We start from the raw sequence: 26,082 nt of genomic DNA, 5'->3' as shown, positions 1-26,082 counted from the left end.
GGCTCGCAGACGGCTATTCGGCGGTCGCGAGCAGCCTCAGCGCGGGTCCGTCCTCCGGCTTGGGGAACGGACGGACATCGTCCGGATTGGCGAGCATCTGGATCACCGGGCACCCGTCGATCCGCCGGTCGACGGCAGCGGAGAGGAGGGGGCGCTCATCGGTAGCCGTCTCGCGGCGCAGGATCGGCATTCCGCTTTGCTCAAGCGCCTGTTCAATCACGATCTCGCAGTGAGCTTCATCGTGCTCGCCGAAGTCGGGCATCGGTGGAACGGCACTGTCCTCGTGAGCAGCGAAAAGCGAAACCACGGTTGCATCGTCGTTCATCGACGACGTTTCGTCCGCATCTGTCGCGGCGTGGGCAAAGAGCGGCATGAGCGCGAGCACGATTTTCATTGGCATCATCTCCCCGATTGGCTCCCGAAATACCCTATCCCTGCTTGCGGCTCAATTCCCGCATCGCATCGTCGAGACCCTCGAGCGTCAGCGGGTACATGCGGTCCTTCATCAATTCGCGCATCATCTTGGTGCTTTGCGAATAGCCCCATTGCTTTTCGGGCACCGGATTGATCCAAACCGCCGCGGGATAGGTATCGGTCACACGCTTCATCCAGGCGGTGCCCGATTCTTCGTTAAAATGCTCGACCGAGCCGCCCGGATGGGTGATTTCATAAGGGCTCATCGCGGCATCGCCGACGAACACGATCTTGTAGTCGTGGCCGAATTTATGAAGGATGTCCCAGGTCTTGGTCCGCTCGGTCCAGCGGCGGCGATTGTCCTTCCACACGCCTTCGTACAGGCAATTGTGGAAGTAGTAGAATTCGAGGTTCTTGAACTCGGTCGTAGCGGCGCTGAACAATTCCTCGACCAGCTTGATGAACGGATCCATCGATCCGCCGACATCGAGGAACAGCAGCAGTTTCACCGCATTGCGTCGTTCGGGCCGCATCCGGATATCGAGCCAGCCCTGCTTGGCCGTGCCGTCGATCGTCGCGTCGAGATCGAGCTGGTCGGCAGCCCCGTCGCGCGCGAACCGACGCAGGCGACGCAAGGCCATCTTGATATTGCGGGTGCCGAGTTCCTTGGTGTTGTCGAGGTTCTTGAACTCGCGCTTTTCCCATACCTTCACCGCGCGCTTGTGCTTGCTCTCGCCGCCGATTCGCACACCTTCGGGATTGTAGCCCGAATGGCCGAAGGGCGAGGTGCCGCCCGTGCCGATCCACTTGTTGCCGCCTTCGTGGCGTTCCTTCTGTTCTTCGAGCCGCTTCTTCAGCGTCTCCATGATCTCGTCCCAATCGCCGAGCGCCTTGATCTTCTCCATCTCTTCAGGAGAGAGGAATTTCTCGGCCACCGCCTTCAGCCAGTCTTCGGGAATATCGACCGGGTTCTGCCCGTAATCGGTCAGCAAACCCTTGAAGACCTTGTTGAACACCTGGTCGAACCGGTCGAGCAGGCCTTCGTCTTTCACGAAGGTCGCGCGCGAAAGGTAATAGAACGCTTCGGGGGACTGCTCGATCACATCGCGGTCTAGCGCTTCGATCAGCGTCAGATGCTCCTTGAAGCTCGCCGGAATGCCGGCTTCGCGCAATTCGTCGACGAAATTAAAAAACATGCTGATCCGTGGTCCGCGTTTAACTCGTAGATAACCATATCGCCCTAGGTCGGTGCCTGCATATCCACAGGTGGACCAGGGGCAGATGGAAGTTAGCAGAATAGAAGCGGCAAGCCAGAGCGCGATCAACCGCATTCCCGAAAGCTGTGGCGAGGTCACCGTTGGGTGCTCCGATGTTGCGGGAATCGTCGAAGGCGTGATCCGTTCGTCCGAGCGATTGCGGGAAGAGCAGGCGGCCTTGCAGGGCACCGTCGCGGCGCTCGAGCAGGATCAGCGACAAGTAGCCAGTTCAAGCTCCGAAGCACGTGCGCTTTCTGAGCGCGCGCGAGCCCGGCTCGATGAAGGCACCGACCTTATCAAGGGTTCGCTCAACCAGATTGGGGAATTGCTCGGCCTGGTCGATTCACTTACCCGGCACGTGACCGATTTCACCGCTGCAATGGAGCAGGTGCGTTCGAGCTCGCAAAAGATCGACACCATCGCCGAGACCACCAATATCCTTGCTCTCAATGCTACGATCGAGGCGATGCGCGCGGGCGAGGCGGGGCGCACCTTTGCTGTGGTGGCGGACGAGGTGAAGAGCCTCGCGCGCGACACGCGGCTCGCGACCGAGGAAATCACGCACACCATCGACGCGCTTGGCGGGCAGGCCGAACGCGTCATCCAGCAGATCGAGGATGGCGCCCAGGCGAGCAACGAGACCAAGACTTCGGTCGCCCAGATCGAACAGACGCTGATCGGGGTCAGCGACCTCGTGAAGGAAGTCGATCGCCAGAACGAGCAGATCACAGGTGCGACCGGCACGATCAGCGATCATGTGGCGAGGGTGCAGAATGTGATGTCGAGCTTCGCCTCGGCCACTGTCCGCAACGAAACCCAGCTGGAAGACGCCAATCGCCGCGTCGGCATGCTCGAAATGACCGCCAACTCGATGTTCGATCACATCGTTCACGCCGGTCTATCGCCCGAAGACAGCGCGATGGTCGAACAGGCACGCAATGCGGCCAACGAAGCCGCGCAAATGGCCGAAGAGGCAATTGCCGACGGCAGGCTGAGCCTCGCCGATGTGTTCGATGCTGATTATCAGCCGATCGCAGGCAGCAATCCGCCGCGCTTCCGCAACCGGATGATGGACTGGGCCTACGATCACTGGCGTCCTTTGCTCGATCGCGAAGAGTCTCGCGATCCACGCGTGGTGGCCGCGGCCTGTACCGATATGAACGGCTATCTGCCGGCGCACCTTACCAAGTGTTCGCAGCAGCCGACCGGCGACGTGACGCATGATACGAAGTTCTGCCGCAACGGCCGGATCATCCTCGATCCCATCGACCAGAAATCGAAGAAAAGCACCGCGCCCTACATGATGGCCGTCTACCGCCAGGAAGGCGACGGCAAGACCTACCATGTGGTCCGTAACGTCTACGTCCCGATCTTCATCGAGGGACGCCGCTGGGGCGATTTCGAACTGGCGTACAAGCTGGCTTGAGCGCCCGTGGGTTGAGCCGACCCGGCCTCGGCGAGGCCGGGTTTCAACCGATCAGCTCTGGCGGCGTGCCATGAAGGCGAGGCGTTCGAACAGCATCACGTCCTGCTCATTCTTGAGCAGCGCGCCGTGGAGAGGCGGAACGGCGCTGTTGGGATTGGCGTCCTGCAGCACGTCCAGCGGCATGTCCTCGTTCATCAGCAGCTTGAGCCAGTCGAGCAATTCGCTGGTGCTGGGCTTCTTCTTGAGGCCGGGCACTTCGCGCAGCTCGTAGAAGATTTCCATCGCCTTGGTGACGAGCTGTTTCTGGATGTCGGGGAAGTGGACGTCGATGATTTCCTGCATCGTCTCGCGATCGGGAAACTTGATGTAGTGGAAAAAGCACCGGCGCAGGAACGCGTCGGGCAATTCCTTTTCGTTGTTCGACGTGATGATGACGATCGGGCGCTCTTGCGCGGTGATCGTCTCATGGGTTTCGTAGACATCGAAGCTCATCCGGTCGAGCTCCTGCAACAGGTCGTTGGGGAACTCGATATCGGCCTTGTCGATCTCGTCGATCAGCAGGACTGGTAGCTGTTCGGAGGTGAACGCCTCCCACAATTTGCCCTTCTTGATGTAGTTCGAGATGTCGTGAACGCGCTCGTCGCCGAGCTGGCCGTCTCGTAGGCGGGCCACCGCGTCGTATTCGTAGAGGCCCTGCTGCGCCTTGGTAGTCGATTTGACGTTCCACTCGATCAGCGGCGCACCCATCGCCTTGGCGACTTCCTGCGCCAGCACGGTCTTGCCGGTGCCCGGTTCGCCTTTCACCAGCAGCGGCCGACGCAGCGTCACCGCCGCGTTGACGGCGACCTTGAGGTCTTCGGTCGCGATATAGGATTGGGTGCCTTCGAAGCGTGTGTCGGTCATGAAAGTCCTGTGGGCTTAATCGTTCGATTAAGGCGATAGGTGGCGCAACCGCGCGAGGCAAGACCGCTATTGATCGCGCGCGACGCGGATCGCCCGCTGGGCCAGAAGCATGAGATCGGTATCGCCGAACGTGGTCGTAGGATCGTTGCGTCCGATACTGACGACAAAGCGGCGACCTTCGGCATCGGACAGAAGCCAGCTGAAATTGAGCACGCCCGGTTCCGAGCCACCCTTGTAGGCGACCGTGCGCCATTGGGCGCGATCGGCGGGGCCCATGGCGGGGTTGATGCCGAGGACCGCGTCGACCGTCGGATCGTCGAAACCATCGAGCTGCTGGAAAATCCGTGCGATGTCGTAACCCGAGGCGAACCATTCAACCTCGAGGGCGCGCGGTCCGTTCGCGAAAATGGCGTTCACATCGCCGTTTGCCACGCCGGAAAGATCCAGTGCATCGAGCGCCACACGTTGATCGCTGTCGTCGGCGGCCGCGTAATGGCTGAGCTTCTCGTCAGAACCGGCTTTGAGGGCGAACAACTCGGCAGTCGTGAGGAAGGGCAGGATAAGCTCGGGATCGGCGTGGCTGGCCGCCAGGACCTCGACCTCGACGGCCTCGCGCCCGACCAGCGCGATCAACTGGTCGGTGGCGCGATTGTCGCTGACCGAAATCATGAACGACGCGAGGGTTTGCACGGTCATCGGTGCGTTCTTGGGGAACGCGTTCAACTGGCTCCCGGCAAAGGTGCTTTGCGAGAGAGAAACGACCTCGTCCCAGCGATGCCGCCCTTCGGCAACCGCCCGCGCGACCGCCGAGAGCACGTAGAGTTTGAAGGTCGAGCCGATTGCCAATTGCTGCTCGCCGTTGACGTCTAGCAAGGGCGTGATGTCGCCATTGTCCTCCAGCCGTGCCACCAGCAGGCCGGTTTCACCGCCAAGTTCGGAAAGATCGTCGGCAATCGTGCTCTTATCGGATTCGATCGCGCGGAAGTCGGTGAACTCGATAAGCGAGATCCGATCGTCCTGCTCGGGATCGATCATGATGTTGCCCTGGCCAATCGCCTTCTCGAACCGCATTTCGAACACCGCTGCCATCGCCGAGCGCGGATCGACCGACTTCACGTCCTGCAACGCACCGAACTCGGATTCGAGCCGGGCTGCGAGTTCGTGCAGTTGCGACGCGGGAATCTGCGCAAGAAATTCGACGGTGAAAACGCCGTCGGCGTCTTTCTCATCCTTGAGCACGGCCAAAGCATCGGCCGTTCGCGAAGCGAACGGGTCTTCCGCGATTGCCTGGGTGGAGGCGTCCTGCGCCGCTGCGGGCAGCGGCATTGCGATGGCGGCAGCGAAGGCGGCGATGATGGGTCTCATGATAGGTCTCCGGTTGCGAAGGTGTGATTAGTGATCGAGGCGGTCGATTTCGCGGGCGAGCCCGCGCGCGGTGGCCCGATTGAGCCAGGCGACGAAGGCGAAGAAGACCACTGTTCCGGCAAGCGGGAGTCCGATCCCTTCGAGCGCGGTATGCCAGCCCTGGTTCCGGGCGACGCGGAAGCCGACCGCGCCATACACGCCCAGTATGCCGGGCAGCATCGGAGCTAGATACCAGAGAGGTACACTCTCCAATAGCTGGCGCTGGCGGTCGAGTTGCCGCCGATAATGCGTGCGGCAATCGGATTCGGGCTGACGCGCGAGGTTCGATCCGGCGGAGTGGAGGTGCCACAGAACGAACCCCACGCCGATGAAGCCGGCGAGGAAGGCAGCGCCGAAGTCCCACAGGCCGTAAGCCAATGCCCCGATCGCGGCTGCGCCGAACATTACCAGTACCAGCCCGCCCGCCACGAATTCGACGAGGTTGCGATTGCGGATCGTGCGTTCGAAACGGGTGGCCCGCTTTGCGCATTCACCGGGTGCGGAAAACTGCGCAGTTTCTTCGCGCGCGGTCCAGAAGGTGAAGTCAGTCATCGTCGTATTCCTTGGTCGGGGCATCGAACTTGCTCGAAAGCAGCGCTTTGAGACGGTGGACCCGGGTCGCAACCGCGCCGGGTTTGAGGCCCGTCACATCGGCGATATCGGTTCCGGTTTCGCCTTCGAGCCACAGCAGCATGACTTGCGCATCGAGCGTGGGGAGGGCGCGGATCAGTGAATGCGCCCGCGCCACGGCGAGGCTTTCGGCCGCTGCACGCTCGGCATTGCCGGGTTCGGGAAGCGTATCGATCTCATCGAGCGACACGGGTTTGGGGTGCCGGGATGCGCGCAGGCGATGTTCGGCAGCAACATTGTGCGAGACCCGGTAGACCCAGGTCTTGAGCGAGCAATCGCCATCGAAGCGTGCGAAGCTGCGAAACAGCTCGCAATGGATGTCCTGCTCCAGATCGCGCGCCCTTTCGGGATCGCGCTCCATCGCCTTGGAAAGGCGCGCGATCGCGGGGGCGAATTGCTCACCCGCCTGGTGGTAAAGCCTATGTTGCGCTGGTTCGGTCATACCCCCTTAGTCCGCCGGGACGGGGATTTCTTACACGCACGCTGCGATTTTTGCGTTTCGCCCCAAATACGGCGAAAAACGACAGATCAGGCGTCGATCATTTCGCGATCGAATTCGCCAGCATTGTTCTGGATGAAGTCGAAGCGGTGCTCGGGATTGCGACCCATCAGCCGGTCGACGAGGTCCTTCACCACCGCCCGGTCCTCGAATTCGGCGGGCAGGGTGATCCGCACCAGGCTGCGCTTGTCGGGATCCATCGTGGTCTCGCGCAATTGCTGCGGGTTCATTTCGCCGAGGCCCTTGAAGCGGGAGACCTCCACCTTCTTGCCCTTGAAGACCGTCTCCTCGAGCTCCTGGCGATGCGCCTCGTCGCTGGCATAGCGGCTCTCCTTCCCGGCGGTGAGGCGGTAAAGGGGAGGCTGGGCGAGGTACAGGTGCCCCTTGCGCACCAGATCGGGCATTTCCTGGAAGAAGAAGGTCATCAGCAAGGTCGCGATATGCGCGCCATCGACATCGGCATCGGTCATGATGACGATCTTGTCGTAACGCAGCTTTTCGGCGTCGCAATCCTTGCGCGTGCCACAACCTAAAGCGAGGGTGAGGTCTGCGATTTCGCTGTTTGCGCGGATCTTGTCCGCCGTTGCGCTGGCGACGTTGAGGATCTTGCCGCGGATCGGAAGGATCGCCTGGGTCTTGCGGTTACGCGCCTGCTTGGCGCTGCCACCCGCGGAGTCCCCTTCGACGATGAACAGCTCGGTTTCGGCGTCGGTCTCGCCCGAACAGTCGGTCAGCTTGCCGGGTAGGCGGACCTTCTTGGCATTGGTCGCGGTCTTGCGCTTGATCTCGCGTTCCTGCTTGCGCCGGAGCCGCTCGTCCATCCGCTCCATCACCTGGCCCAGCAGCGCGCGGCCGCGGTCCATATTGTCGGACAGGAAGTGGTCGAAATGGTCGCGCACCGCGTTCTCGACCAGGCGCGCCGCTTCGGGCGAGGTCAGCCGGTCCTTGGTCTGCGACTGGAATTGCGGATCGCGGATGAAGACCGAGAGCATGATCTCCGATCCGTTGGTCACGTCGTCGGCGGTGATGTCCTTCGCCTTCTTGGTGCCGATCAGATCCCCGAACGCGCGCAAACCCTTGGTCAGCGCGGCGCGCAGGCCCTGTTCGTGCGTGCCGCCATCGGGAGTGGGTACGGTGTTGCAATACCAGCTGGTCGAACCGTCCGAATAGAGCGGCCAGGCGATCGCCCATTCCACGCGGCCCTGTGAGCCATTATCCTGATCTGGGGCGAAATCCTGCTTGCCCGCGAATGGCTGCGCCGTAACGCATTCACGCTCCCCGACCTGTTCGGCGAGGTGATCGGCGAGCCCGCCGGGAAACTTGAAGACCGCCTCTTCGGGCACGTCTTCGCTGAGGAGCGAGGGCGCACATTTCCAGCGGATCTCGACCCCGGCATAGAGATAGGCCTTAGAACGGGCGAGCTTGAACAGCCGCTTGGGCTTGAACTGGCGATCGCCGAAAATCTCGGTGTCGGGCGTGAAGATCACGGTGGTGCCGCGGCGATTGGGAGCGGCGCCGATTTCCTCGATCTTGCCGAGCGAGAGGCCGCGCGCGAATTCCTGCGCGTAGAGCTTGCGATCGCGCGCCACTTCGACCCGCGTGTGCGAGGACAGCGCATTGACCACGCTGACCCCGACGCCGTGCAGGCCGCCGCTGGTGGCATAGGCCTTGCCCGAGAACTTGCCGCCCGAATGCAATGTGGTGAGGATCACCTCGAGCGTCGACTGACCCGGATATTTGGGATGCTCGTCGACGGGGATGCCGCGGCCGTTATCGGCAATGCTCAGCCGATTGTCTTCGTCCAGCACGACTTCGATGCGCGAGGCGTGACCGGCCACCGCTTCGTCCATCGCATTGTCGAGGACTTCGGCGGCGAGGTGGTGCAGCGCCCGGTCGTCGGTCCCGCCAATATACATGCCCGGCCGCCGCCGGACGGGTTCAAGCCCCTCCAGCACCTCGATCGAGGAGGAATCGTAATCGTCGCCGGGGGTCTTGGACCCATCGTTATCGAACAGTTCGTCTGCCATCGGCAGCAGCCTACGCGCTGGCAGGGGCCCCCGACAAGCGTGTCACGACGGTTTTGCTCAATCGGCGAAGCGGGTCGGCGCGTCCTCGATCGTGACGCTGCTGGTGTCGCGCACCTCGCGCATTTCGAACGCGCGCTCTCCCACGCCGTTCGAGCCGAAGCGGATAATCCCGTCGCTGCCGAGGAAACCGCCGCGCGAATAGAGCCGCTGGGCGGGGAACGGATCGCCCACGCGCCAGTCGCGCGCGATGTTGAGCGTGATCAGCACCGCATCGTAGCCGAGCGTGGCGATCCGGAACGGACGCCCGCCGAAGCGCTGTTCGTAACTGTCGGAGAATTGCGGCCAGCGCTCATCGGACAGCGCCGAATACCATGCGCCGCGCATCGCCCGGTTGTCGTAAATCGCGTCGTCGCCGCTCCACAGTTCGGTGCCGAGCAATTGGGTGCTGTCGCCAGCAGGCTTGAGCACCGGCGCGGCAAGCGCGGCGAGACGGCCGCTATCGGCAATCAGCACCGCGTCGTAACCGCCGCGATCTTTCAGACGAAGGGCGGCGCTGCGGATCGAGGTATTGCCGCGATCGTAGCGCTCCATTCCGGTGAAGGTCACACCATAGGTGCGTGCGGCGGAAACGAGGCCCTCGGCGGCGCGATTGCCATAGGTCCCGGTCGGGACGAGACCGGCAATGCGCCGGATCCCGCGCGAGGCGGCGTAGCGAATCGTATTATCGATCGACTGACCCGGCTGCGTGCCCATCAGGAACACGCCGCGCTGGCCTTCGCTGGCATCGTTCGAAAAAGAAATGACGGGCACGTCGGCAGGCAGAGCGGCACCTGCCACCGCATCGATATTGCTGCCCATCAGCGGGCCGAGAACCAGCCTGTTGCCATCGGCGAGAGCCTGGCGGGCGGCGGCGGCCGCTCCCGGAGCGGTGTCGTAGGTCGTGACCCGGATTTGCTGCGCATTGGTGTCGATCAGCGCTGCGGTTGCCGCGTTGGCGACCGAACGGCCGGCACGTTCATTCTCGCCGGAAAGCGGAACCAGCAAGGCGACGCGGTGGAAACCTTCGTCATCGGGCAGATTGCTGGTGGGCGGCGCAGGCGTGGTGACGACGGGGGGAGGGGCTTCGGGCGTGCCCTTGGGGATGACCGAACAGCCTCCGAGCAGCGCGAAGGCCATGCCGGCCAGAACGCCTCTCCTGCCCAACCTGTGACGTTGCAGAAATCCGGCCATGACTCATTGCTCCCGATCGTTCATGAGGCTCGCCATGGGCGACCCGCTTCAACCCGGCCTCTATATTGTTGCGACGCCGATTGGCAATCTCGGCGACATGACGCTGCGCGCGCTCGATGTGCTGAAGCGCTGCGATGGCGTGGCGTGCGAGGATACGCGGGTCACCGGCAAGCTGCTCAAGCATTTCGATATCTCCAAGCCGCTGTGGCGTTACGACGATCACAGCGGGGAGAGGGACCGGCAGCGGCTGATCGATTCGATGCAGACCCGCGCGGTCGCTTTGGTCAGCGATGCGGGAACGCCGCTGGTCTCCGATCCCGGCTATCGCCTGCTGCGCGATGCGCGCGAGGCGGGCGTAACGGTGACCACCTTGCCGGGCGCTTGTGCGGCGATTGCCGGATTGACGCTGTCGGGCCTGCCCAACGATCGCTTCCTGTTTGCTGGCTTCCTGCCCCAAAAGGACAAGGCGCGGCGCGATACGCTCGACGGTTTGAGCGCGATCGACGCCACGCTGGTCTTTTACGAAACCGGGCCGCGCCTCGTGAAAAGCCTCGATGCGATCGCGCAATGGGACGGGGCACGCGATGTCTGTGTCGCGCGCGAGCTGACCAAACTGCACGAAGAAGCACGGCGCGGGACGGCGACGGAGCTTGCGGAACATTATCGCGCCCATCCCCCCAAGGGCGAGATCGTGCTGCTGATCGGTCCGCCGGCAGAGCAGGAAGCGAGCGAGGCGGATGTCGATGCCTTGCTTGCGGCTCTGCTCGACGAGATGTCTCCGGCCAAGGCGGCGGCAGAGGCGGCGCGGCGCACCGGACGGCGAAAATCAGAGCTTTATCCGCGCGCGATGGAACTCAAGGCCTGATGGCGAAAACGGCCCGCCGCAAAGCCGAACGGCGCGGGCGACGGGGCGAAACGCTGGCGAGCTGGTATCTGCGGCTCAAAGGCTGGCGGATCGTCGATCGCAGGGTGCGCAACCCGCGCGGCGAGATCGATCTGGTGGCCAGGCGGGGGCGCACGATCGCCTTCATCGAGGTCAAATGGCGGCGAACAGGCGAACAGCTCGATACGGCGATCGATGAATACCGTTTGCAGCGCGTGGCCGCGGCGGTCGAAGCGTCGGCCCATCGCTACGCCAGCTCCGGAGAAGATATCCGCATCGATGTGATCCTGGTTGCGCCGTGGGCCCGGCCACGCCACATCGCCAACGCATGGCAACCCTTTAACTAAAAAACCGGAGCCGACATGACCCTGCGCGTGGCCGTCCAGATGGACCCGATCGAAACCGTCAAGATTGCGGGCGATTCCAGTTTCGCCCTGATGCTCTCCGCACAGGAGCGCGGGCATGAGCTTTATCACTACGATGTGCGCAGCCTGGCCTGGGATCGCGGGGCGATCACCGCGCATGCCGCTCCGGTGACGGTGCAGCGGGTCGAAGGCAATCATTTCACCAAGGGCGAGACGCGCAGGATCGATCTCAAGGAGGATATCGACGTCGTGCTGATGCGGCAGGATCCGCCGTTCGATCTGGGTTATATCAGCGCGGCGCTGTTGCTCGACCGGCTTCAGGGAGAGACGCTGGTCGTCAACGATCCGCGCGAAGTGATCAATGCGCCGGAAAAGATGTTCGTGCTCGATTACGCGCGCTTCATGCCGCCGACGCTGATCGCGCGTTCGCTCGATGACGTGCGCGCATTCCAGCGCGAGATCGCGGACGAATTCCTCGGCGGGCTGGTGGTCAAGCCGCTGCACGGAAACGGCGGCAAGGCGATCTTCCGCATCGGCCCGGACGGGGAAAACCTCTCCGCCCTGTTCGAAGTGTTCAACCAGACCTGGCCCGAACCGCATATGGTCCAGCCCTTCCTTCCCGAAGTCTCAGAGGGCGACAAACGGATCGTGCTGGTCGATGGCGAGGTTGCGGGCGCGATCAATCGTTTCCCGGGCGAGGGCGAGTTCCGTTCCAACCTCGCGCAGGGCGGCCATGCCGAAGGCGCCGAACTTACCGAGCGTGAACAGGAAATCTGCGCCGCGATGGGGCCGGAACTGAAGAAGCGCGGCCTCGTGTTCGTCGGCATCGACGTGATCGGCGGCAAATGGCTGACCGAGATCAATGTGACCTCGCCCACCGGTATCGTCGCGATCGACAAGTTCAACGGGACCGACACCGCCGCGAAGATCTGGGACGCGATCGAAGCGCGGCAACCCGCCCTGTAGGCGGGTGGGCCGCTAGTCCTGCTCGCGCGGATGGGCGTTGCGATAGGTGTCGAGCAGCGTCTTGGCATCGACCTGCGTGTAGATCTGAGTCGAGGCGAGGCTCGCATGGCCGAGCAATTCCTGCAGGCTGCGCAAATCCGCCCCTTCGCCCAGCAAGTGCGTTGCGAAGCTGTGGCGCAGCGCATGCGGCGTCGCAGTGGCCGGCAGGCCGAGCGCCGTGCGGGCGCGGGCGACCGCTTTCTGCACCGCTCCCTGCCCCAAGGGCCCGCCTCGTGCGCCGCGAAACAGCGCACCGTCCTTCGTCAACTCGTGCGGGCAGGCTTCGGCATAGACCTCCACCGCATCGCGCACGATCGGCATGATCGGGACGACCCGCTGCTTGCTACCCTTGCCGGTTATCGTGAGGCGATCGGCCTGCGGCAGGTCGTCGCCGGTCAGCGAGAGCGCTTCGGATATGCGCAGGCCCGCGCCGTAGAGTAGCAGAAGCACTGCCTGGTCGCGCAGGCCCTGCCAATCCTCGCGAGCGGTCGATGCCACTTCGGCGGCGAGCCCCTCGGCCTCGTCGGGCGTAACCGGGCGCGGAATGCCGCGCTTCACCTTGGGGCCGCGCAGGCGCGGCGGGGCGGGATCCTCTTCGCCCGCGCGCTCGGCGGCAAAGGCGATGAACGCCTTGAGGGCCGAGAGTTCGCGCGCGGCGCTTGCATTGGACAGTCCGTCGGCCCGCCGCCGCGCCAATTGCCGCCGCAGGTCGCGCGCTTCGAGGCGGGCGAGGGCAGACCAGTCGGTTGCGGGCAAATGCGCGAGCCATCTCCGCGCCGCGGCGACATAGGCGCGCACCGTGTGCGGGGAGCGTCGCTTGGCGAGCGCGAGATGCGCTTCCCACTCGGCCGCGACGTCCGATGCGCTCATGCCGGTGCTTCGGCAGGGGAGGGGGTGAGGATTTCAGCCGCGATCCGGTCGAGCAGCAGCATCCCGTCCTCGGTCAGCGCGATCCTGGCTCCATCTGTCGCCAACAGGCCTTCGCGTTCGAACAGGGCAACCCTGCTGGAGGAAAGGTGGTCGCCCGCGTTCACGCCTAGACGCACGGCCAGCGCATCCGGGTCGATCCCCTCGTTCAAACGCAGCCCCATCATCACCGCTTCCTCGAACTGCTCGCTCGCCGGAAGGGGGCGCTCTTCGACGATGCCTTGGCCATTGCGTTCGATCGCGCCAAGGAAGTTCTCCGGCTTGCGATGGCGGACGGTTGCGACCCCGCCGCGCCGACCGTGGGCGCCCGGTCCGATGCCGACGAAATCGCGATAGTGCCAATAGGCGAGGTTATGCGCGCTCTCGCAGCCGAGGTGCGCGTGGTTGCTGACTTCGTAGGCGGGCAGCCCCGCTTCTGCCATCCGCGCCCGTGTGGCGGCAAACAGCCGGGCCGCGGCTTCCTCGTCGAGCGGGGTAAACGCGCCGCGCCGCACTTCGGTGGCGAAGCGTGTGCCGGGTTCGATCGTGAGCTGGTAAAGCGAGAGATGCTCGGTGCCAAGCGCCAATGCGCGCTCGAGTTCGGCGAACCATGCGGCGTCGGTCTGATTGGGACGCGCGTAGATCAGGTCGAAACTGACGCGTGCGAACTGCGTCTGCGCAATCTCCAGCGCGCGCAACGCCTCGGGCACCGAATGCTCGCGCCCGAGGAAATGCAGCGCCTCGTCCTCCAGCGCCTGGATCCCCAGCGACACGCGGTTGATTCCAGCCCCGGCGAGCGCGGCGAAATTGCCCGCCTCGATCGAGGTCGGGTTGGCCTCCAGCGTGATTTCGATGCCTGGTGCAAAGCCCCACAGGCGCTGCGCCTCGTCGAGCAGCGCACCAACCAGCGCAGGTGGCATCAGCGACGGTGTCCCGCCGCCGAAGAAGATCGATGTCAGCTTCTCACCGCCGGCAAGTTCCGCTTCGTGGCGCATGTCGGCCAGCAGCGCGGCGCGCCATTCGTCGGCATCCACCGCCGCGCGCACATGGCTGTTGAAGTCGCAATAGGGGCATTTCGACAGACAGAAGGGCCAGTGGATGTAGAGCGCGCGTGCCATGGGGGGATTCAGTCGGCCTTAACTTCTCGGAGTCAAGGTGAAGCATGATCTGGCTTCGGCTCCTGGCGATGTTTGCGATCGTTTCCGGGCTGACCGCACCGCTCCCGGCGGCTCGCGGCTCGGCCGATCTCGTCGCGCCCATCATGGATTTGCACAACCGCGAACGCGCGCTTTTCGGGCAGAACCAGCTCGCATGGAGCCCCAGCCTGGCACGCGAGGCGCAGGATTGGGCCGATGAACTCGCCCGTCGCGGCGTCCTTCAGCATGCCGGACGAACGGCGACTCGCGGTGCGGGCGAAAACCTGTGGATGGGGACAGCCGGCTATTACTCGATCGAAGACATGATCGGCGGATTCGTCGAGGAAAAGCGACACTTCCAGCCCGGTCGTTTTCCCGATGTCTCACGCACCGGCGACTGGATCGATGTCGGCCACTACACCCAGATGATCTGGCCCACGACCCAAGAAATCGGCTGCGCGCTCGCGACGGGGGCCGGACAAGACGTGCTCGTCTGCCGCTATTGGCCGGCCGGAAACTGGATGGGACACATGGTGGGCTTCGAGCCCGAAGGCCGCGCTAGGCGAACAGCGCCTTGACCAGCTTGGCAAAGGCATCGGCGCGGTGGCTGATGCGGTGCTTTTCTTCCGGATCGAGTTCGGCGAAGGTCTGATCGCGGCCCTCGGGCACGAACACCGGATCGTATCCGAAACCCAGCGTGCCGCGCGGCGGCCAGGCCAGCGTGCCTTCCGCGCGTCCTTCGAACGTCACATGCTCGCCATCGGGCCATGCGATCGCCAGCACGCAGGAGAACCATGCGCTGCGATCGACGTCGGGGCCCTGCTCGGCGAGTTTCCCCTCGACCTTCCCCATCGCCATGTACCAGTCGCGCCCCGCATCGCCTTCGAACCATTGCCGCTCGGCCCAGTCCGCGGTGTAGACGCCCGGCTTTCCGTCGAGCGCGGCGACCGACAGCCCGCTATCGTCGGCCAGCGCCGGCAGTTGCGCCGCTTCGGCCGCAGCCCGCGCCTTGATTAGCGCGTTGTCCACGAAGGTCGTGCCGGTCTCGGCCGGTTCGGGCAGGCCGAGCGCGCCTGCGGACACGCACTCGATCCCGTACGGCGCGAGCAGCGCCGAAATCTCTTTCAGCTTGCCCGCATTGTGCGTCGCAATGACGAGCTTGGCGCCGAGGGGCGGATGCGTGCTCACCCGATCGCCTTGTCTTGCGCCTTGAAAATGTCGGCACAGCCCATCTGTGCGAGGCGGAGCAGGCGCATCAGGCCTTCTTCGTCATAGGTCGCGCCTTCGGCTGTCGCCTGCACTTCGGCGATCTGGCCGCCTTCGATGAGCACGAAATTGGCGTCGGCATCGGCCGAGCTGTCTTCATCGTAGTCGAGATCGAGCACCGGCGTGCCGTTGTAGATCCCGCAACTGACCGCGGCGATCTTGGCGGTGATCGGGTCCGATGCGATCGCGCCCGACTTGAGCAGGCCGTTGACCGCGAGCCGCAGCGCCACCCAGGCGCCCGAGATCGAGGCGGTGCGCGTACCGCCATCGGCCTGGATCACATCGCAATCGAGCGTGATCTGGTGTTCGCCAAGCGCCTTCATATCGACCACCGCGCGCAGCGAGCGTCCGATCAGACGCTGGATTTCCTGGGTGCGTCCCGACTGCTTGCCGCGTGCGGCCTCGCGGCTGCCACGGGTATGGGTAGCGCGGGGCAGCATCGAATATTCGCCGGTAACCCAGCCCTGTCCCTTGCCGCGCAGCCACGGCGGCAGGCGATCCTCGACGCTCGCGGTGCACAGCACCTTGGTATCGCCGAAGCTGATCAGGCACGAACCCTCGGCGTGCTTGGTGTAACCGGTCTCGATACTGATGGGGCGCATTTCGTCGGGCGCACGGCCGGAAGGACGCATGGGATTCTCCGTATTGCTGTTTGCAGCCTCGTTAGGCGCGCAGGCCTTATGCGCACAAGTCTTGTCTGGCCCGGCCCGGCGCTTAAACGGGGTGTTATGACATCCCCACCGCTCATCGACCTGACCGATCGCGCGCGCGAGATTTTCCGCCTCGTGGTCGAACGCTATCTCGATGACGGGCAGCCGGTCGGTTCGAAAACACTCGCGGGGGAGGGGGCGCTCGACCTTTCGCCCGCCTCGATCCGTTCGGTTCTGGCCGAGCTCGAAAATGTCGGGCTGCTGGCCGCACCGCATACCAGCGCGGGCCGCATGCCGACCGATACGGGGCTGCGCCTGTTCGTGGACGGGATGATGCAGGTCGCCGAACCGAGCGCGGAAGAGCGGGCGGCCATCCGCGAGAAACTCGGCGAGCCCGGCACGGTCGAACACGCGCTCGAACGCACCAGCGCGCTGCTGTCCGATCTTTCGGGCGCGGCAGGCATGGTGATGGTTCCGCGTCGCGAGCCGCGCCTGAGCCAGCTTTCGCTGGTCCCGATCGCGGCCAATCGCGCGCTGGCGGTGCTGGTGGGCGAGGACGGGCAGGTCGAGAACCGCATGCTCGAATTGCCCGGCCCGATCGATGTCGGCGCGCTGCAGGCGGCGGGCAATTATGCCACCGCACGGCTCGCGGGGCGCACGCTGCCCGAAGCGGTCGCGGCGATCCGCAACGAGATCGCCAGCGGACGCACGCGGCTCGATACCGCAAGCCGCGATCTGGTCGAACGCGGGATCGCGGTGTGGAGCGAGGACGCGAGCCAGCGCCCGGTGCTGATCGTGCGCGGTCAGGCCAAATTGCTCGACGACAGCGCGATGGGGGATATCGAGCGGGTCCGATCGCTGCTCGACGAGCTGGAAAACAAGGAATCGGTAGCCGCACTGCTCGACAATGCGCGCGAGGCCGACGCGACGCGCATTTTCATCGGATCGGAAAACCGGCTGTTCTCGCTGTCGGGCTCCTCGGTGGTCGCAGCGCCCTATCGCGATCGCGAGGGAAAAGTGGTGGGTGTGCTGGGTGTGATCGGCCCCACGCGGTTGAATTATGCCCGCGTGGTCCCCATGATCGATTTCACAGCGAATTCGCTCAGTAAACTCATCAGTTAAGAGCAGTATGACCAACCAGAACGACACCAATGGCGCGGATGCGCCCGATCCCGAAGTGCAGGAAGAACTGCGCGGCGTACCCGACGACATGCTCGAGGGCGATGACGAGGCGGCGGAGGCCGAGGGCGAGGGGGGCGACCTTTCCGAAGCGCTCGCCCAGCTGCGCGCCGATCTCGAAACCAGCAAGCAGGACGTGCTTTACGCGCGCGCCGAAACGCAGAACGTGCGGAGGCGGCTTGAAAAGGACGTCTCCGATGCGCGGCAATATGGCGCGACCGGCTTCGCCCGCGATATCCTGTCGGTGGCGGACAATCTGTCGCGCGCGCTCGACCACGTGCCCGAAGCCCTGCGCGAAGACGACAAGTCGAAGCGCTTCATCGAAGGCATCGAAGCGACCCAGCGCGAGATCGACAAGGTCTTCGCCCAGCACGGGATCAGCCGCATTGCCGCGGTCGGGTTGCCGCTCGATCCGAACCAGCACCAGGCGATGATGGAAGTGCCGACCGACGATGCCGAACCCGGCACGATCGTGCAGGAAATGCAGGCGGGCTACATGCTGCGCGATCGCCTGCTCCGCCCGGCGATGGTTGGGGTGGCAAAGAAGCCCGATTAGGGCCTTCCCCACTCGTTGCAGTGAACGCAAATGAGAAAGGCCGCCCATCCCATCGGATCGGCGGCCTTCTTCATGTCTGTCCCGGCGCTCGATGATACGGGCGCCCGGTGGTAGCGACGCTCAGTTGTAGCGGCGCAAAAGCCCTGCCAGCTTGCCCTGGACGCGGACTTCGTTGGCGTCATAGACCTGTGCTTCGTAGGCCGCATTGGCCGGATCGAGCCGCACGCGGCCGCTTTCGCGGCGCAGATATTTGAGCGTGGCTTCCTCGTCGCGCACCAGCGCCACCACGATTTCGCCGTCGCGCGCCGTATCGGTGCGTTTCACCAGCGCATAATCGCCGTCGAAAATCCCGGCCTCGATCATCGAATCGCCCGACACTTCGAGCGCGAAGTGATCGCCGGCACCCAGCAGCGCGGCGGGCACGGGCAGGGTCTGGTAATCTTCCATCGCCTCGATCGGCACACCGGCCGCGATCCGGCCGTGCAGCGGAATCTCGATCACGTCGTTGGCGGGCTGCGGCGTGGTTTCCGGCATCTTGATCGATGGCGGGCTGGCGGGTTTCTTTGCCCCGACCGCGGCCACCGCATCTTCGGGCTGCCGGATCACTTCGAGCGCGCGCGCCCGGTTGGGCAGGCGGCGAATGAACCCGCGCTCTTCCAACGCGGAAATGAGGCGATGGACGCCGGACTTCGATTTCAGATCGAGCGCGTCCTTCATTTCCTCGAAACTGGGCGAAACTCCCGTTTCTTCGAGCCGCGCCTGGATGAAACCAAGCAATTCATGCTGTTTGCGAGTGAGCAATCGCTCCTCCCTTGATCGGTCCGCCTTGAGTGAACGAACAAGGAACAATTAGGCAACTTTTCAGCACACGTCAAGCGCGAGGGGATTATCCCCTTGCGACAAGTAGTGCTTTGTGCTACATAATGAGCATGAAAACGAAAGCCCCCACACTCCGCCAATTTCAGGACCGCTTCCCGACCGAGGAAAGCTGCCTGGAACACCTCAAACTGGTGCGCTTTGGCGAGCGTCACGAGTGCGACAAGTGCGGCAAGGATGCGAAGTTCTACCGTGTTAAGGCCCGCCGCTCCTATGCTTGCGAGCATTGCGGCCACCAGATCTATCCGACCGCTGAAACACCGTTCCACCGGACGCGCACCAGCCTTCGCGACTGGTTCCACGTCATGTTTATGTTCACCACCTCGCGCAGCGGTGTCGCGGCCAAGGAGGTCGAACGCCAGATCGGCGTGACCTACAAAACGGCGTGGCGCATGTGCCATGAAATCCGCAAATACATGGCGATTGTTGACGGTGACGAACCGCTGGGCGGGCCTTTCGTGACGGTCGAGATCGACGAAACCTATCACGGCGGCGTCGCGAAGGGCATGGGGACGGGCTACAAGGGCAACAAGACCGCGATCCTCGCCATGCTACAGCGCGGCGGCAACGTGATTACCCGCGTCATCCCGAACCGTGGCAAGGTTACGCTAGAGGGTCACATCTTTGAGAATGTGAAGCCGCACACCGAAATCCACACCGACGAGTTCAGCAGCTACGGCGATATTGGCGATTTCAAGGGCTACTGGCACCACACGGTGAACCACAGCGCAGGCGAGTATGTGCGCGGCAACGTCTCGACCAACGGCGTTGAAGGCTTCTGGGCACAGCTAAAGCGCGGGATTAGCGGAACTCATATCCACGTTAGCGCGAAGCATCTTTCGAAGTATCTAGGCGAGTTTGAGTTTCGTCACAATCGCCGGAACCGTCCCGAGACGATGCTTTCCGAGCTGATGCTGGCTTTTCAGCGCTAGGCCCCGTCATCACCTTTAGGAGGCGGTCGAAGCGGGATGTGTCATCGCTCATTTTTGAGGCCTTACATGGATTGGGTCAACGTCTGATAACGTGGAGTCTTCGAGTTCAAACGAGTGGCAATACACGCGGCATATCACAGGGACCGTATGATCTGCTAGGCGGACACAAAGCCACGCCTTTTGGTTTCGATCTACTTTAATGCGCCCCCGACCTCCGACGCGTATTTTTTTTGGGCATTCTAAAGTAGAGGGCACAAGCGCCAATCCGGCGGAAACCCGCTCGTATACGGGGGGTTCTAACTCAATCGAATACCGGACCAGACTGTTTGGTTCGACTTCGGAGAAGCGTATATCGTCGGTGTTTGTTCTGCTGTTGGCGAAATACTGCCTGACAAACACGCATTCCGCATTTTTGTAGGAATATCCTCCGCCGCGCCAAGAGCCGAGCGATCGGTCCCTCTTTCGGACAATGAGAGGTGCCCTCACCAAACAAATCACCGCCCACCCTAGGGTGACGAACCCGAAAGCCTGGGCAGCGATCACCCAAGAATCTATTTCCTCAATCATGCGAGTGAAACTCGCTGTTTGAAGAATAAGGTATGTCGCGCCAGCAGCCTGCAACAGCGAGAGAATTTCTGAGCGATCAAACACCGGGCCAGAAAATTCATCCCACCAACATTTTGCGGACCGCCTAACAAAGCGGCGCTTCTTAATGGCAGAAACGTCCATCCCACCCTCATATCACCACTCCCCCGAATTCGGGAGTCTGCGGTGATACTTGTCCGAAGGGGATAGCCCCCAAGCGCGAGGGACGGAATACTGCGGTTTTCTATCCGATTCCGAGCAATTCCCGCGTCGCGCTCTCGACATCGGGCTGGCGCATCAGGGTTTCGCCGACGAGGAAGCAGCGCAGGCCGTGGGCCGACAGGCGCTCCAGATCGACGTTGGCTGCGATGCCGCTTTCGGCGATGCCGATGGAGTCTGCGGGCAGATGGGGGGCAAGGGCTTCGCTGGTGGCGAGATCGGTCTCGAACGTGGCGAGGTTCCGGTTGTTGATGCCGACTAGCTGCGGGTCGAGCGCCAGAACACGGTCGAGTTCGGCCCGATCATGCACTTCGAACAACACATCAAGCGTATGATCGACAGCCGTGGCAGCGAGTTCGGCCATCAGCGTGTCGTCGAGCGCGGCGGCGATCAGCAGCACCGCATCGGCGCCCAGCGCGCGGGCTTCGACCACCTGCCACGGATCGAGCGTGAAATCCTTGCGCAGCACCGGCAGCGAGCATGCCGCCCGCGCCTCGACCAGGAAGCGATCCGCGCCCTGAAAATGCGGTTCCTCTGTCAGGACCGAGAGGCACGCGGCGCCACCGGCGGCGTAGGCACGGGCGTGGTTCGCGGGTTGGAAATCGTCTCGGATCAGGCCCTTGGAGGGGGAAGCTCGCTTGATTTCCGCGATAAGTCCGAAGCCTGACGTCGCGGCGTTGCCGAGCGCCTTGGCAAACCCGCGCACCGGACCGGCGTTGCGCGCCGCATCTTCCAGCGAGCCCAGCGAACGCTCACGCTTACGGCGCGTCACGTCCTCGCGCTTGATAGCGCAGATTTCGGCCAGTTTGCTCATGCCACCATTGCAATCCAGTCGGCGAGCAACTTGGCCGCTGCGCCGCTATCGATCGCATCTTCGGCTTCCGCCACCCGCGCGGGCCAGTCTTCCTCGCGCCCCGCCACGACCAGCGAGGCCGCGGCATTGAGCAACACGGCGTCACGATAGGCCCCCGGTGTGCCGTCAAGTAATGCGCGTAAGGCCTTGGCATTGTGGACCGAATCGCCGCCCCGGATCGCTTCGACCGGAGCGTGGGCAAGGCTCGCTTGCGAGGCATCGAGGCGGCGCATTTCGAAATCGTCGCCGCGCACATCGGCCACTTCGTTGCCGGCTGCGAGGCTCAATTCGTCGAGACCCTCATCGCCCGAGACGATCAGCGAACGCCCGGTGCCGAGCGCGGCCATCGCGCGGGCGTAAATCGGAACGTAAGCGGGGCGCGCAATCCCGATCAGTTGGCTCTTTACGCGCGCGGGATTGGACAGAGGTCCCATCAGATTGAAGATCGTGCGTTTGCCCAGTTTCTGGCGGATGGGCTGGATCCGCGCCATCGCCGGGTGGTGGTTCTTGGCGAACAGGAAGCAGATACCGAGCTCTCCGAGGGTCTTTTCCGCGGTGCGCCCGGCAGCGTCCATATCGAGGCCGAGCGCCTCGAGCGTATCGGCGGCCCCCGCCTTCGAAGATGCGGCGCGATTGCCATGCTTGGCGACCGGCACGCCGCATGCCGCGACGACCAGGCTGACGGCGGTCGAGACGTTGAGCGTGTGGTGCCCGTCCCCCCCGGTGCCGCAGACGTCGATCGCATCGTCGGGCGCCTCAATCGGGATCAGGCGCGCGCGCAATGCACGGGCTGCACCGGTGATTTCGCCCGATTTTTCGCCGCGATCGGAGAGATCGGACAGGAAGCGCGCGATCTCCTCTTCCGACGGCGCACCGTCGAGGATCGTGCCGAAGAAGGCCTCGGCTTCCTCTGCGCTGAAATGGTGTTCGACGGCGGGGAGGGCGCTCATGCCGGGACCTTCGTTTCGATGCCGCACAGCGCGACGAAATTTGCAAGCAACGCGTGGCCGTGTTCGGTGGCGATGCTTTCAGGGTGGAACTGGACGCCGTGGATCGGCAGCTCGGCATGGCGGAAGCCCATCACGCTGGTGCCGTCGAGACTCCCCGAACTATCGGGCGTCTCGCTGGTCGCGTTGACCAGCAGGCAATCGGGCACATCTTCGACCACGAGCGAGTGATACCGCGTCGCGAGGAACGGCGAGGGTAGCCCTTTAAAAACCCCGCTGCCGTCATGATCGACGGGCGAGGTCTTGCCATGCATCAGCCCCCCACGCGTGACCCGCCCACCGAAATGCTGCCCGATCGCCTGATGGCCGAGGCACACGCCCAGCAATGGCATCTTCGCGGCGGCACAGGCGGCGACGACATCGATGGTGATCCCCGCCTCGTTGGGCGTACACGGGCCAGGTGACAGAAGGATGCCGCTCGCGCCCATCGCCATCGCTTGCTCGACCGAAATTGCATCGTTGCGGCGCACCTCGACCGGGGCACCGAGTTCCATCACGTAATGGACCAGGTTCCAGGTGAAGCTGTCGTAATTGTCGATGACGAGGATCATGAAGGGTTACGCAGGATAGCGCTCGGCCAGCTCGTCGGTCGCCCGCACGAGTCCGTCTATAATGCCGGGCTCGCCCGCGCTGTGACCGGCGTCGTGGACGATGCGCAGATCGACTTCGGGCCATGCTTTTTTAAGTTCCCATGCGGACACGGGCGGCGTGCAAATATCGTGGCGGCCCTGGACGATGATGCCCGGGATGCCCTTCAACTTGTCCGCATTCGTGAGCAACTGACCTTCGTCGAGGAAGAAATTTTCGAGGAAGAATCGCGCGCAGATGCGGGCGAAGGGGACGGCTTTGGACGGGTCGGCGAAGCTGTCGAGCAATTCGTCATTGGGGAGCAAGGTCGCGACATTGCCTTCCCACAGCGACCATTCCTTCGCCGCGGCAAGGCGGGTGGCCTCGTCGTCGCTGGTCAGGCGCGAGTGGTAGGCTTTCACCAGGTTGTCGCGCTCGTCCTCGGGAATCAGGCCGGTGAATTTGTCCCACTGTTCGGCCATGATCTCGCTCGCACCGTAGGAGTAGAGCCAGTCCTTCTCCCTCTGGCGACCGAGGAACACGCCGCGCAGCACGATCTCGCTGGTGCGTTCGGGATAGGCCTGCGCGTAGGCGAGCGAGAGCGTCGCGCCCCAGCTGCCGCCGAAGACCTGCCATTTCTCGTGCCCGCACATTTTGCGCAAGCGCTCGATATCCTCGACGATGCGCCAGGTGTCGTTGTTCTCGATCTCGGCGAAGGGCAGCGACTTGCCGCAGCCGCGCTGGTCGAACAAAAGCACGTCGTATTTCTCGGGATTCCACTGGCGCCGGTGTGCGGGCGCCATGCCGCCGCCCGGGCCGCCGTGGAGGAACACCGCAGGCTTCGCGCCTGGCGTGCCGACCCGCTCGTAATAGAGCGAATGGCCTTCGCCGACATCGAGCATGCCGGTCTCGTATGGTTCGATTTCGGGATAGAGTGTGCGTTCGTAGTCCATCGTCATTCCTTGTCCTCGACCAGCAGGATCGGCCCTATCGATGCGCCGCTGTCGCGGCGATTGGCGGCGGGATCCCACAGGGCCGACACGCTGCCATCGAGATAGAGCGCGTTGGGGGTCTTGAGTTCATCGCGGAAATAGCGCGCAAACTTGCCGAAGCTCAGCGGCATCTCGCTGATCACGAAATGGGCCCGGCCCTTCGCATCGACGCCCACGCCATTGCGGATGCGGATCGAAGGGCCATCGTCCTGGATTTCAGGGTGGAGCTTGCCGTCGATCACCAGCATCGGGCCCGACTGGGTGCCGAATTTCGGGCGGTCGCCCACGGTCGCGTAGAATTGCGGGGTCGCCATGACGCGCCACTTGGCACCGGTGCCGAAGAACACCCCATTGGGCAGCATGTGGAAATTGCCATCGCCTTCGGCCGTGTTGAGCTCGTGCAGGCGTTCGCCGTTTTGGACGTAATAGCCGATCGGCTTTCCTTCACCGTCGAACATGCCTCCATTCATCGCGAAAGCGACACGCGACGTTTCGCTACCGAGCGCTTTGGCAAGCGCGGCGAAGCTGCGATAGGGCGCACCGTCCTTGGGGCTCAAAGCCGTGCGGATGCGGTGCTTTGCCGGATCCGCCACGCAGTGGGTGAGTTGGACGCCTTCGAACTCGACAGCCTCGCACGCTGATGCGCGTTGCGGGGTAGGCTTCTCGCTTGCGCTGGGCGCCGGCGAGGGGGTGTCGAGCGCCTTGCCACCAATCTCTGAACGGCTAACGGGCTCGCCCGGCTGCTGGCGATCGCACGCTCCGAGAGCGAGCAAGAGGACGAGCGGAAGCGCGACCCTCACTCCGGTTCTCCTGCCACGCGATAGGCTTCGCGGGCCGCAGCGAACAACGCTCCGGCCTTGGCCTCGCATTCACGTTGTTCGGAAGCCGGGTCGCTGTCGGCGACGATACCGGCGCCTGCGGTCACATGCATTTGTCCATCCTTCACAATGGCGGTGCGTAGCGTGATGCAGGAGTCGAAGGAACCGTCGGGGGCGAAATATCCAACCGCTCCGGCGTATGCCCCGCGCTGTTCGTCTTCCAGCTCTGTGATGATCTGGCAGGCGCGGATCTTCGGCGCACCGCTGACCGTACCGGCGGGAAAGCCCGCAAACAGCGCATCGAGTGGATCGGCGCGGCTAAGGTCGAGTTCGCCCGTCACGTGGCTGACAAGGTGCATGACGTGGCTGTAGCGCTCGCAACCATAGCTTTCGGTTACAGTGACGGTGCCCGGCTTCGCCACCCGGCCGACATCGTTGCGTGCGAGGTCGAGCAGCATCAGATGTTCGGCGCATTCCTTGGGATCGGCGCGCAATTCCGCCTCGAGCGCGCGGTCTTCGGCCTCGCTCTTTCCACGCGGACGAGTCCCGGCGATGGGGCGGATGGCCACCTCGCCATCTCGCAAACGGACCAGGATTTCGGGGCTCGAGCCGACCAGCGCGAAGCCGGGCAGGTCGAGATGGAACAGGAAGGGGGATGGGTTCACCCGGCGCAGCGCGCGATAGAGCGCAAACGGTTCGAGCGTGAAATCGGTCGAGAAACGCTGCGCCAGCACGACCTGGAAAATGTCGCCTGCCGAAATGTAGTCCTTCGCACGCGCGACGCGGGCGGTGTATTCGCCCGGGTCGATCGAATGGCGGATTGCGATGGCTCCGTCGGGCCTCTTGGCGGTCCAGGCTCTTGGACGGTCCAGAGCCGCGATCGTGTTGCCAAGCCGAGCTTCGGCGTCGGCGATCTGCTCGGCGGGATCGGTGTCCGACGGATAGAGTGGGGCGATCGCGAACAATGTGTCGCCGACATTGTCGAACACCAGCAGGCAGCGCGGGCGAACGAAAAAGAGGTCCGGCGTTCCCAGCGCATCGCGGTCGGGCCTGCGAACCGGCTCGATCCAACCGAAGCTCTCATAGGCGAAATAGCCGACGAGCGTAGCAATGGCGGGAGGAAGGGCGGAAGGAATATCCGCGCGGATCTCTTCGAGGAGCGCGCGCAGCGCGTCGAGCGGCGCGGCCTCGACCTGTTCGAAAGCGTCGCGATCCTCGGTCCACCGGCGATTGATCGTAGTGCTGGTTCCATCGGCGCGCAGCACAAGATCGGGATCGAGACCGAGCAGGCTGTAGCGGCCGCGATGTGCTCCGCCTTCGACCGATTCGAGCAGGAAATCGCCGCGTTCGGGCTCAATCAATCGGGCGGCAGCGCCAACAGGCGTAATTTCGTCGGCCACGAGTGTGCGCCAGACGAACGCCGGATCACCTAGATTTAGCGCTTCAAGCGCCTCGCTTTCACCAAGAAGGGCCATTGCGGGTCCATCGCTTTCCAACC

27 protein-coding genes are annotated in these 26,082 nt (G+C 63.7%); 8 read left to right on the top strand and 19 right to left on the bottom strand.

Annotated elements, in window-relative coordinates; all coding sequences use genetic code 11:
* Positions 1 to 13: 13 nt before the first annotated feature.
* Together GRI68_RS05110 and GRI68_RS05105 are read right to left on the bottom strand one after the other, a co-directional pair.
* Positions 14 to 394, bottom strand: coding sequence for a hypothetical protein (locus GRI68_RS05110; RefSeq protein WP_160616237.1), 381 nt, complete (start codon positions 392 to 394; stop codon positions 14 to 16).
* A gap of 34 nt (positions 395 to 428) precedes the next feature.
* Positions 429 to 1,610, bottom strand: a complete 1,182-nt coding sequence (locus GRI68_RS05105) for a vWA domain-containing protein (protein ID WP_160616236.1) — start codon at positions 1,608 to 1,610, stop codon at positions 429 to 431.
* 52 nt (positions 1,611 to 1,662) lie between these two features.
* On the opposite strand from GRI68_RS05105, the gene GRI68_RS05100 reads away from it, so the two are divergent.
* Entirely contained in the window at positions 1,663 to 3,096 is a 1,434-nt protein-coding gene (locus tag GRI68_RS05100; protein ID WP_325063763.1) for a methyl-accepting chemotaxis protein, read from the top strand.
* 51 nt (positions 3,097 to 3,147) lie between these two features.
* Here the strand turns inward: GRI68_RS05100 and GRI68_RS05095 are convergent, their stop codons facing one another.
* The 6 genes from GRI68_RS05095 to GRI68_RS05070 all read right to left on the bottom strand — a co-directional run bounded on the left by GRI68_RS05095 (position 3,148) and on the right by GRI68_RS05070 (position 9,735).
* Positions 3,148 to 3,999 carry an AAA family ATPase gene (locus GRI68_RS05095; RefSeq protein ID WP_160616235.1) on the bottom strand — a complete coding sequence of 284 codons (852 nt, stop codon included), beginning with the start codon at positions 3,997 to 3,999 and terminating at the stop codon, positions 3,148 to 3,150.
* A gap of 66 nt (positions 4,000 to 4,065) precedes the next feature.
* A complete protein-coding gene (locus GRI68_RS05090; protein ID WP_160616234.1) occupies positions 4,066 to 5,364 on the bottom strand; it encodes a serine hydrolase in 1,299 nt (432 codons plus the stop codon).
* A 27-nt stretch (positions 5,365 to 5,391) separates the two neighbouring features.
* Entirely contained in the window at positions 5,392 to 5,955 is a 564-nt protein-coding gene (locus GRI68_RS05085) for a hypothetical protein (RefSeq protein ID WP_160616233.1), read from the bottom strand.
* Positions 5,948 to 6,475, bottom strand: coding sequence for an RNA polymerase sigma factor (locus tag GRI68_RS05080; protein WP_160616232.1), 528 nt, complete (start codon positions 6,473 to 6,475; stop codon positions 5,948 to 5,950). The genes GRI68_RS05085 and GRI68_RS05080 overlap by 8 nt, the downstream gene beginning before the upstream one ends.
* Positions 6,476 to 6,561: 86 nt before the next feature.
* A complete protein-coding gene (gene parE / locus GRI68_RS05075; protein ID WP_160616231.1) occupies positions 6,562 to 8,559 on the bottom strand; it encodes a DNA topoisomerase IV subunit B in 1,998 nt (665 codons plus the stop codon).
* 57 nt (positions 8,560 to 8,616) lie between these two features.
* Positions 8,617 to 9,735 (bottom strand): penicillin-binding protein activator, encoded by a 1,119-nt coding sequence (locus GRI68_RS05070; RefSeq protein ID WP_234028720.1) that lies wholly within the window; start codon positions 9,733 to 9,735, stop codon positions 8,617 to 8,619.
* An 88-nt stretch (positions 9,736 to 9,823) separates the two neighbouring features.
* Between GRI68_RS05070 and rsmI the strand changes: the two genes are divergently transcribed.
* From rsmI to gshB, 3 genes are read left to right on the top strand one after another with little or no spacing between them, the layout of a single operon-like run.
* A complete protein-coding gene (gene rsmI, locus GRI68_RS05065; RefSeq protein WP_160616230.1) occupies positions 9,824 to 10,654 on the top strand; it encodes a 16S rRNA (cytidine(1402)-2'-O)-methyltransferase in 831 nt (276 codons plus the stop codon).
* Positions 10,654 to 11,019: a YraN family protein gene (locus GRI68_RS05060; RefSeq protein ID WP_160616229.1), complete on the top strand. Its 366-nt coding sequence runs from the start codon at positions 10,654 to 10,656 to the stop codon at positions 11,017 to 11,019. The genes rsmI and GRI68_RS05060 overlap by 1 nt, the downstream gene beginning before the upstream one ends.
* 15 nt (positions 11,020 to 11,034) lie before the next feature.
* Positions 11,035 to 12,003 carry a glutathione synthase gene (gene gshB, locus GRI68_RS05055; protein ID WP_160616228.1) on the top strand — a complete coding sequence of 323 codons (969 nt, stop codon included), beginning with the start codon at positions 11,035 to 11,037 and terminating at the stop codon, positions 12,001 to 12,003.
* A 12-nt stretch (positions 12,004 to 12,015) separates the two neighbouring features.
* Here the strand turns inward: gshB and GRI68_RS05050 are convergent, their stop codons facing one another.
* Both GRI68_RS05050 and hemW read right to left on the bottom strand, forming a co-directional pair.
* The gene (locus GRI68_RS05050; RefSeq protein WP_160616227.1) at positions 12,016 to 12,912 is read right to left on the bottom strand and encodes a tyrosine recombinase XerC; all 897 of its coding nucleotides are present in this window, start codon (positions 12,910 to 12,912) and stop codon (positions 12,016 to 12,018) included.
* Complete coding sequence (hemW, locus tag GRI68_RS05045; protein ID WP_160616226.1) at positions 12,909 to 14,066, bottom strand: radical SAM family heme chaperone HemW; 1,158 nt, start codon at positions 14,064 to 14,066, stop codon at positions 12,909 to 12,911. Before hemW ends, GRI68_RS05050 begins: the two co-directional genes overlap by 4 nt.
* A gap of 44 nt (positions 14,067 to 14,110) precedes the next feature.
* Here hemW and GRI68_RS05040 point away from each other — a divergent pair, with 44 nt between their 5' ends.
* On the top strand, positions 14,111 to 14,662 hold the full coding sequence (locus tag GRI68_RS05040; protein ID WP_234028719.1) for a CAP domain-containing protein: 552 nt from the start codon (positions 14,111 to 14,113) through the stop codon (positions 14,660 to 14,662).
* Here GRI68_RS05040 and rdgB read toward each other — a convergent pair.
* Positions 14,643 to 15,272: an RdgB/HAM1 family non-canonical purine NTP pyrophosphatase gene (gene rdgB / locus GRI68_RS05035; protein ID WP_160616225.1), complete on the bottom strand. Its 630-nt coding sequence runs from the start codon at positions 15,270 to 15,272 to the stop codon at positions 14,643 to 14,645. The two genes, GRI68_RS05040 and rdgB, sit on opposite strands and share 20 nt — an antisense overlap.
* Positions 15,269 to 15,982 (bottom strand): ribonuclease PH, encoded by a 714-nt coding sequence (gene rph / locus GRI68_RS05030; RefSeq protein ID WP_160616224.1) that lies wholly within the window; start codon positions 15,980 to 15,982, stop codon positions 15,269 to 15,271. The genes rdgB and rph overlap by 4 nt, the downstream gene beginning before the upstream one ends.
* A gap of 96 nt (positions 15,983 to 16,078) precedes the next feature.
* On the opposite strand from rph, the gene hrcA reads away from it, so the two are divergent.
* Together hrcA and grpE are read left to right on the top strand one after the other, a co-directional pair.
* Entirely contained in the window at positions 16,079 to 17,122 is a 1,044-nt protein-coding gene (hrcA, locus tag GRI68_RS05025; protein WP_160616223.1) for a heat-inducible transcriptional repressor HrcA, read from the top strand.
* A 7-nt stretch (positions 17,123 to 17,129) separates the two neighbouring features.
* Positions 17,130 to 17,735, top strand: a complete 606-nt coding sequence (grpE, locus tag GRI68_RS05020; RefSeq protein WP_160616222.1) for a nucleotide exchange factor GrpE — start codon at positions 17,130 to 17,132, stop codon at positions 17,733 to 17,735.
* Positions 17,736 to 17,855: 120 nt separating this feature from the next.
* On the opposite strand, the gene lexA is transcribed toward grpE, so the two are convergent.
* Entirely contained in the window at positions 17,856 to 18,536 is a 681-nt protein-coding gene (gene lexA, locus GRI68_RS05015) for a transcriptional repressor LexA (RefSeq protein ID WP_160616221.1), read from the bottom strand.
* A gap of 128 nt (positions 18,537 to 18,664) precedes the next feature.
* On the opposite strand from lexA, the gene GRI68_RS05010 reads away from it, so the two are divergent.
* Positions 18,665 to 19,543 (top strand): IS1595 family transposase, encoded by an 879-nt coding sequence (locus GRI68_RS05010; protein ID WP_160616220.1) that lies wholly within the window; start codon positions 18,665 to 18,667, stop codon positions 19,541 to 19,543.
* Positions 19,544 to 20,372: 829 nt separating this feature from the next.
* Here GRI68_RS05010 and trpC read toward each other — a convergent pair.
* The 6 genes from trpC to GRI68_RS04980 are packed head-to-tail and all read right to left on the bottom strand — an operon-like array spanning position 20,373 to position 26,059.
* A complete protein-coding gene (gene trpC, locus GRI68_RS05005) occupies positions 20,373 to 21,161 on the bottom strand; it encodes an indole-3-glycerol phosphate synthase TrpC (RefSeq protein ID WP_160616219.1) in 789 nt (262 codons plus the stop codon).
* Positions 21,158 to 22,150, bottom strand: a complete 993-nt coding sequence (trpD, locus tag GRI68_RS05000) for an anthranilate phosphoribosyltransferase (RefSeq protein WP_160616218.1) — start codon at positions 22,148 to 22,150, stop codon at positions 21,158 to 21,160. The genes trpC and trpD overlap by 4 nt, the downstream gene beginning before the upstream one ends.
* Positions 22,147 to 22,758, bottom strand: a complete 612-nt coding sequence (locus GRI68_RS04995; RefSeq protein WP_160616217.1) for an anthranilate synthase component II — start codon at positions 22,756 to 22,758, stop codon at positions 22,147 to 22,149. Before GRI68_RS04995 ends, trpD begins: the two co-directional genes overlap by 4 nt.
* A 6-nt stretch (positions 22,759 to 22,764) precedes the next feature.
* The gene (gene pip, locus GRI68_RS04990; protein WP_160616216.1) at positions 22,765 to 23,733 is read right to left on the bottom strand and encodes a prolyl aminopeptidase; all 969 of its coding nucleotides are present in this window, start codon (positions 23,731 to 23,733) and stop codon (positions 22,765 to 22,767) included.
* Positions 23,730 to 24,566 (bottom strand): phosphodiester glycosidase family protein, encoded by an 837-nt coding sequence (locus tag GRI68_RS04985; protein WP_325063762.1) that lies wholly within the window; start codon positions 24,564 to 24,566, stop codon positions 23,730 to 23,732. The genes pip and GRI68_RS04985 overlap by 4 nt, the downstream gene beginning before the upstream one ends.
* A complete protein-coding gene (locus tag GRI68_RS04980) occupies positions 24,563 to 26,059 on the bottom strand; it encodes an anthranilate synthase component I family protein (protein ID WP_160616214.1) in 1,497 nt (498 codons plus the stop codon). The genes GRI68_RS04985 and GRI68_RS04980 overlap by 4 nt, the downstream gene beginning before the upstream one ends.
* Positions 26,060 to 26,082: the final 23 nt, after the last annotated feature.

The organism is Alteriqipengyuania halimionae, assembly GCF_009827575.1.
GTDB lineage: Bacteria > Pseudomonadota > Alphaproteobacteria > Sphingomonadales > Sphingomonadaceae > Alteriqipengyuania_A > Alteriqipengyuania_A halimionae.
Note: the sequence above shows the minus strand (reverse complement) of the source record. Positions and strands in the feature narration are given on the sequence as shown.